General features: G+C 44.7%; 7 protein-coding genes. 4 read left to right on the top strand and 3 right to left on the bottom strand.

Annotated elements, in window-relative coordinates:
* Both V6C93_RS25875 and V6C93_RS25870 read right to left on the bottom strand, forming a co-directional pair.
* A partial coding sequence (locus V6C93_RS25875; protein WP_333479545.1) for an anti-sigma factor domain-containing protein occupies positions 1–528 on the bottom strand: 528 nt, incomplete at its 3' end.
* A gap of 9 nt (positions 529–537) precedes the next feature.
* The gene (locus tag V6C93_RS25870) at positions 538–1,182 is read right to left on the bottom strand and encodes a sigma-70 family RNA polymerase sigma factor (RefSeq protein ID WP_333479544.1); all 645 of its coding nucleotides are present in this window, start codon (positions 1,180–1,182) and stop codon (positions 538–540) included.
* Between the two features lie 222 nt (positions 1,183–1,404).
* Between V6C93_RS25870 and V6C93_RS25865 the strand changes: the two genes are divergently transcribed.
* From V6C93_RS25865 to V6C93_RS25855, 3 genes are all read left to right on the top strand, one after another.
* The gene (locus V6C93_RS25865; RefSeq protein WP_333479543.1) at positions 1,405–1,776 is read left to right on the top strand and encodes a hypothetical protein; all 372 of its coding nucleotides are present in this window, start codon (positions 1,405–1,407) and stop codon (positions 1,774–1,776) included.
* Positions 1,777–2,357: 581 nt separating this feature from the next.
* A complete protein-coding gene (locus V6C93_RS25860) occupies positions 2,358–2,966 on the top strand; it encodes a cytochrome b/b6 domain-containing protein (RefSeq protein WP_333479542.1) in 609 nt (202 codons plus the stop codon).
* Between the two features lie 9 nt (positions 2,967–2,975).
* Positions 2,976–3,698, top strand: a complete 723-nt coding sequence (locus tag V6C93_RS25855; protein ID WP_333479541.1) for a molybdopterin-dependent oxidoreductase — start codon at positions 2,976–2,978, stop codon at positions 3,696–3,698.
* A 42-nt stretch (positions 3,699–3,740) separates the two neighbouring features.
* On the opposite strand, the gene V6C93_RS25850 is transcribed toward V6C93_RS25855, so the two are convergent.
* Positions 3,741–5,072, bottom strand: a complete 1,332-nt coding sequence (locus V6C93_RS25850) for a murein transglycosylase A (RefSeq protein ID WP_333479540.1) — start codon at positions 5,070–5,072, stop codon at positions 3,741–3,743.
* A 1,184-nt stretch (positions 5,073–6,256) separates the two neighbouring features.
* On the opposite strand from V6C93_RS25850, the gene V6C93_RS25845 reads away from it, so the two are divergent.
* Positions 6,257–6,574 (top strand): hypothetical protein (locus V6C93_RS25845; RefSeq protein WP_349262844.1); only part of this gene is annotated, 318 nt, incomplete at its 3' end.

Below are 6,574 nucleotides of genomic sequence, written 5' to 3'. Positions count from 1 at the left end.
AGCTTGGGATTCACTCGGTGTCATGAGCATACTTCCAGTAGCCGCAGAAGCCTGAGCCATGCCTTTGAGCGGAACTACGTGGGTGTCAGGCTTTTGCAGCATGGCAATCACATCTTTTTGCCGAGCAACCTTGGCCTGCATTGTCGTGAACTTTAGCCTAATCTGGTAGTTATCTAGACCAAGAGCTAAAACGAGTAGAACCGCAGCGCTGCCGATAACACGACTCCAGAACAGAGGGGATGTACTGAGTCTTCGGCGACGTCTTGGGTTAAGAGTGCTCAACGCGGCGCTATTATCCGTCGAGGTCGTATTAAGAATCGCCTCACGCAGCTGTGGGGGCGGCTCTACTTCAGGTAAAGCATAAGGCAATGCTTCTAGGACTTCTTGCAGTTGCTGCACTTCAGTCGCTAGTTCAGGATGTTCTGTCAACAGTTGATTTAACTCCTCAGCTTCTTCAGAACTGAGATTGCCGAGGACGTAACCTGCCATCAATTCTTCTAATCGTTCCGGAAGTAGAGGCCCAGTCATAAGTGCAACTTATTCAATAAAGTCTCGTAAGTTTTTTCTCAAGTTCAATAGACCTTGGCGAGACCAAGTTTTGATTGTTCCCAGGGGTATCCCCAATTGAGCCGAAATTTCAGATTGGCTGAGACCGTCATAGTAAGCCATTTCTAACACTTGCCGCTGCTTCTCGGGCAGTTGAGATAAGGCATTGCGGACATGGTGCGATCGCTGACTTAACGAAGCCGACTCGAATGGCGTGGGAGGAGATGTTTCACTTACCATCATCTGACTCCATCGCTGGATAAATTTCAAGTTGGTGCCACGGGAGCGAAGTTTATCAATCGCCCGTGAGCGAGTCAGAGTGGTCAAGAAGCTGCTCAAAGAGCCACGAGACGGGTTGTAAGAGCCACTACGCCAGAAATTGAGAAAAATCTCTTGGGTCAAATCTTCTGCCTCTTGAGGATTTGCCAAGATTCTCAGGGCTAATCGGTAGACAAGGCTGGCATAACGGTCATAGAGAATGCCCAAGGCAGAAGACTCTCCTGCCACCAACGCTTGAACCAACTCCTCATCACTCTGAAGCTCATGGCAGTTCTGTTTGGGTACAGCACCTTTAAGATCTATCAGTTTCTCGTAGAACCGACCTGAACCCATAATTTTCGAGTAGATTTCACTCATGGCAACAAGCGCATCTCTAAGAAAAACCGGATCTTATTCTACTTAGATACGGTTCAGAGCGCAGATTGGATGTATGTTTTTTGAGTTTTCGCCTGACGATGAGTCAGTTCGGGAAATTTGCAATCCAAAACAGCGGCTAATCCGTACTAAAAGAAGAACCCGCATCAGCCCTTCGCTGGTGACGGTGCTGAACAAGAATCTCTAAATGTTGGAATGAGGAATATGAACTGGAAAGTACTTTGCGTCATCGCTGGTTTGGCTCTAACCACAAGTTTGTCTGCCTGTAGTAAGGATTCAACAACGACTCCTGATAGTGCTAGCTCTCCCGCAGCTCCTGCGGCTGAAACCTCCCCTGCGGCGGGTGCTGCTACCGACAAAAGCGATACCACCAAGAGTGGTGACACCATGAAGACTGAGGACAAAACCAAGAGTGGTGACACCATGAAGACTGAGGACAAAACCAAAAGTGGTGACACCATGAAGACTGGCGAAAAAACCAAGACTGGTGACGCTATGAAGAGCGGCGAAAAAACCAAGACTGGTGACGCTAAGGCTGGGGACAAAACCAAGGAAGAGAGCAAGACCAAGCCCTAGTCTCATCTAGCTAACTGAGTCCGATATCAGCCTCCAACACAGCTGTTTAATTGCTCATGCTGTTGAACATCATCATGTAATCATGTGTGTTTGATGCCTAGGCTAAGAACCTTGGGCAACGTATCTCAATTGAGCTTTTTGCTGATGCTTGTTTCGGACTCAGCTATGCGATCGCCTATTTAATCAGCAAAAAAATTTTCATCCCCCTTTTTTCGATGGAAGAGGGGGAGTCATGCTCAAGTAACTAAACTTAATCCTATTTTTTGACAAATATAGCGGTTCTCAGTTGCATGGAGTACACCTAGCGCGAGGAAGTCAGGAGTCAGGAGTCAGGAGTCAGGGGATAGATGACTGTACTCCACTCATTTGAGAACTTCTATATTCTATAAAATGGTGTGAGAACAGCTTGATTCAGGAATCTTTAATCTATAGAATCTATAGGGTGCGTTAACGAATTTTAACGCACGGTCTTTAGATGGCTTTTAGATGGCGTTCTACGGCGCACAAAATCATGAATCATTGCTAAAAACTCACTCCGAAGGCTTGGTATTGCGAGTTAGCCTTCTCACTCATCAATCACTATGGATTCATCTGTTTCCTCTCAAGCTTCTCAATTTCGACCTTGGCGGAATCAAGCAATTTTGGCAAAAATCTTTCACTGGGTGAATCTGATTAGCCTCTGTTTGATGATTAGCAGTGGACTCCAAATTTACAACGCCAACCCCGTGTTTGGTGGACGTGCAGGCTGGCATTTTCCACCGATATTTTTGTTAGGAGGTTGGCTAGCGGGTGGTCGGCACTGGCATTTTGCGGCGATGTGGCTCTTCTCGCTAAATTTGCTTTGGTACGGTTTCTACATTGTTATCACCCGACGTTGGAAGTATCGATTTTTAGGGTCTAATGACCTTAAAGCGCTGCGAAAGAGTCACAATTCAAAACGCCTCGCTTACGCTTGGCATCGATTGGCTTACACTGCAATTATTCCAATTTTGCTGCTTGCTATATTTAGTGGAATTGGAATGTATAAACCCGCTCAGTTGCACTGGATTGTTGACTTTTTCGGGAGTTGGCAGGCACTGAGAATCGTCCATTTTACGTCAGTGCCAATCGTCGTTATCTTTGCTATTATTCACTCCTTACTGGGTCTTAAGGTGGGGGGACAACGCCTTCTAGAGTCCATGTTTTGGTAGAAATCTACTATGAGTCTCATTCAAGTCCCTCGCCGTCGCTTTTCACGCCGTCAATTTCTTCAGTTATCTGGACTCTCTAGCATGGGTCTGCTTTTGGGGGGTTGTGCGTCACCTCTGTTTGAAGATTTAGTGGGTAAAACTGTTGAACCCCTTAATCAAAGCGTTGAAGCTTTGTTGCTGAATTCTCAAAAACTGCTTCCTGAATTTCCTATTAGTGCGATCGAGCCAGATGCCCTAATCGTTAATACCTTTGACTTTACGCCGAAGATTGATGTGAATACGTTTCATCTGATGATTGACGGTGAGGTGAATAACCCAATTAGCCTGAACATGGAACAAATCCAGCAAATGCCTTTGACTTCCATGACAATTCGTCATGTTTGTGTTGAGGGTTGGGCTGCGATCGTTCAGTGGGGTGGGATACGATTACGGGAATTGGTTACCCTTGCCCAACCCAAGGCGAATGTCAAATATATTTACTTTCAGTCAGCGGATGGGTACTACGAAAGTTGGGATATTGCTTCGGCTTTGCATCCCCAAACATTGATGGCGTATCAGAAAAACAGTCAGCCGTTAAGTATTGATAACGGTGCACCTCTGCGTTTGGCTTCTCCGATCAAACTGGGTTACAAGCAGAGTAAGTGGGTTACTCGTATTACTCTCGTTAGTCATTTGTTTCCCCGTAGAGGTTATTGGGAAGATCAGGGTTATGAATGGTTTGCGGGATTGTAAGAAGTAACAACAAAGATTCCATGAGATAAGACCACAGATTGCTTATTTCTTCAGGAGTAAATAATACAATTGTCCATCAGCCGCTGTTACTCCAGCGCGATCGCCTGCCTCATCTCCTGTTCCCAGAAAGTAATCTACACGACCTGGCCCTTTAATTGCACCGCCTGTATCTTGGTCGAGCACATAGCGGCTGACGCTACGAAACTCCATTTCTCCCTTAGTGTTTTTAAACGGGAAAGGGGCGCGAATTAGTGCTAGTGCTCCGGGTGGCATCAAAGACTTATCAGTGGCAATGGAACGCGATGCGGTTAGAGGGACGCTAATACTACCCGTTGCAGGTTCACCATGATTTTCCTGGAAGAAAACAAAGCTTTGGTCGCGTGGGATGTAAATATTCAGATCGGCGGGATGTTCCTTAAAGTACTGAAGGATTTTCGGCATCGTCATACCTTCTAGAGGTAATTTGCCATCATCCGCTAGCGATCGCCCGATGCTGGTATAGTTGTAAGCCGTATGTCCTGCATAGCCTACTGTTGTTTGTTTGCCATCCGGTAGAACAAATCGGGCAGAACCTTGGATGTGAATCATGTAAGCTTGCAAGCGATCGCGCAACCAAAATAATTCCAATCCCCGCAATTTCCCCTTTGACCCTTGCAACCCATCGTTCCCTTCTAGTTGTTCGCGAGTAGGATGAGGTTTAGGCCAATCCTCTAAATTGGAGGGGCGTCGATAGAGAGGATAGCGATACTCCGGAGTTGGCACACGACTAGCGGCATAAACCGGCTCATAATAGGCAGTGAACAATACATTCCCCAAACCGTCTTTACCAACGGACTGGTAAAAAACAAATTCCCGCTTTACCGCTGCCTCCAGTTGTGAAGGTGAACGTGACCAAAGCACAAGCTGCCGAAAGCGTAAAAGGCTGCGATAAACTCTTTCGCGAGTCACTTCAGCAACCCGATACCTCTGGTAAGCGGCGGCTGCCCCCTCGCTTTGCAAGTAACCTAGACTTTGAGCGATCGCTCCTAAAAGCGCCTGCTTGTCTCCAGACTGACCCAACTCACCCCAAAGCTGCTCATCAACACCTAAATTCTGTACAGAGCAACTTTGAAAGGATATCGCTGCTTTCTTGGGTCGCACTGGCTCTCTAAACCGCTCCTGGTCAGACATAGGCTTATAGTCATTTTGGAACCAGTTGGGAGATGAGGATAGTAACAGACAAGGTAGAGTGGAAACTTCTTTTAAATAAGACGTAGCGGCACGCCCCTGTTTGAAAGCATCATCCTGATCTTTTGAGGACGGAAAGAGAGTGTAGAGAATTATCCAAATCCCTACTCCCAAGCTGAGAGTGTAGCAAACAAGAGTTCGTTTCATACCTAAATTCTTTGCAGCTAGACGAGGGAGAAGGCAGAAGCGATGCAACTTAAAAACTATATAAAACTATAGTAGTAAATAACCTAGGAATGCACTTGAAAAGTAGAGTTGCTGCCATACTTATAATTCCAATTTTTCCTGATGCCGAGAGATATAGTCCGAAGACAGTAACAGATAGATGCACCCTGATGACTGTCCGAGAGCGATTTCCGCTCTCGGTTTTTTATTTAGATGATACAGACGCTAGCAGGTTCAGTTTGACGAAAGAGTAATTCAAGTGAGGCACCCATAAGGTCTCGTTGACGAACATTAAAACAAATATTCTTAACCATCGGCTTTCAACCTGCTAACGCCAACCTCTGAGAATATCGTAAAAACATGATTGACAAATTAAAGCATGTTTAGTAATATTCGCAGAGGTGTCATCAGGATTTCTCGATAAAGCAACTTAAGTGCATCTTTACAAAGCTTAAAGCATAGTCAGCAATTGTCATACAAGTACACAAATATTGGGTGCATTTCCAATAACCCATTAGCATGAATGTAGACTGACGGTAAACAGAGAGTTAGACGGTTAAAATAAGCGTTTTTTCCGTACAAATCATCTGTGTCAGGGTGTAGCTGTGCGGCTGATTTTAAATAAGCTGTTGCACATTTAACTGGCAACTGAAGAAGTAGTAAATTTCGGGTAGGATGGTCATCTTACCCATCCAGGCTATGCTTGTTAAACAGCTTATGGCTTCTCATTTGGTCTTTGAAATATTTAGAAATTGACCATTTTTGAAAGGTGAAGTTCGAGCCGCAAAACTGATTAACCAAGACTTATTTTCGGAATTGAGTTTTTTAACCTATCCGCTTAGATAGGGCAGCTGTTGTGGATGGATTGCAGCTGCAATTTCAATATAAGGGGTGCTTCCAATATTTTTTGATTGTTCATTGTTGACTTTTGATCGAGATTTAATCTCTTTAATCGTTCAGCAATGAATCAGATTTATGTGCTTATAGATGTAAATAAATAGGCATAAAAGCGTGAATTCATGAAATAAATAAACCTAAAACTCATGCGTAAAAATTGAAAATAAGGCAGATAGATAGTACAGATAAGTAGCAAAAATTTAATTCCTTCAAGGATTAAAGCCGTTACTTGAATGAGTCGAACGATTCTCTAATCCTTTTAATTTGCTATGACGAATAAAGAATCAATCAGAGGGGTAGGAGCACAGCCTCTGTCACGTTTCTGCGCGTACTGGAGATGCTTAGCTTCTTCTCAAAGAAATTTAGTTTGGTTACTGACTATCCTTTCTTTCTTTGAAGCGATCGCTCCCCAGCTAGCGATCGCTCAATCTATCACCCCTGCTTCAGACGGAACAGGCACACTGGTTGCGCCTAATGCTAACCAACCTAACCAATTGGATATCCAAGGTGGAACAAGCTCGGGGTCAAATCTCTTTCACAGTTTTCAGCAGTTTAACCTGAATTCCGGAGAGATTGCTAATTTTATG

Origin of the sequence: Allocoleopsis sp. (assembly GCF_036703385.1) — a bacterium.
In the GTDB taxonomy this organism is placed as follows: Bacteria; Cyanobacteriota; Cyanobacteriia; order Cyanobacteriales; family Coleofasciculaceae; genus Allocoleopsis.
Note: the sequence above shows the minus strand (reverse complement) of the source record. Positions and strands in the feature narration are given on the sequence as shown.

What these genes read in the sequence shown, in the direction of transcription:
- V6C93_RS25855 (WP_333479541.1), top strand. Translation starts at nt 2,976, where the DNA reads ATGAGTCTCATTCAAGTCCCTCGCCGTCGCTTTTCACGCCGTCAATTT.
- V6C93_RS25860 (WP_333479542.1), top strand. Translation starts at nt 2,358, where the DNA reads ATGGATTCATCTGTTTCCTCTCAAGCTTCTCAATTTCGACCTTGGCGG.
- V6C93_RS25870 (WP_333479544.1), bottom strand. Translation starts at nt 1,182, where the DNA reads ATGAGTGAAATCTACTCGAAAATTATGGGTTCAGGTCGGTTCTACGAG.
- V6C93_RS25850 (WP_333479540.1), bottom strand. Translation starts at nt 5,072, where the DNA reads ATGAAACGAACTCTTGTTTGCTACACTCTCAGCTTGGGAGTAGGGATT.
- V6C93_RS25865 (WP_333479543.1), top strand. Translation starts at nt 1,405, where the DNA reads ATGAACTGGAAAGTACTTTGCGTCATCGCTGGTTTGGCTCTAACCACA.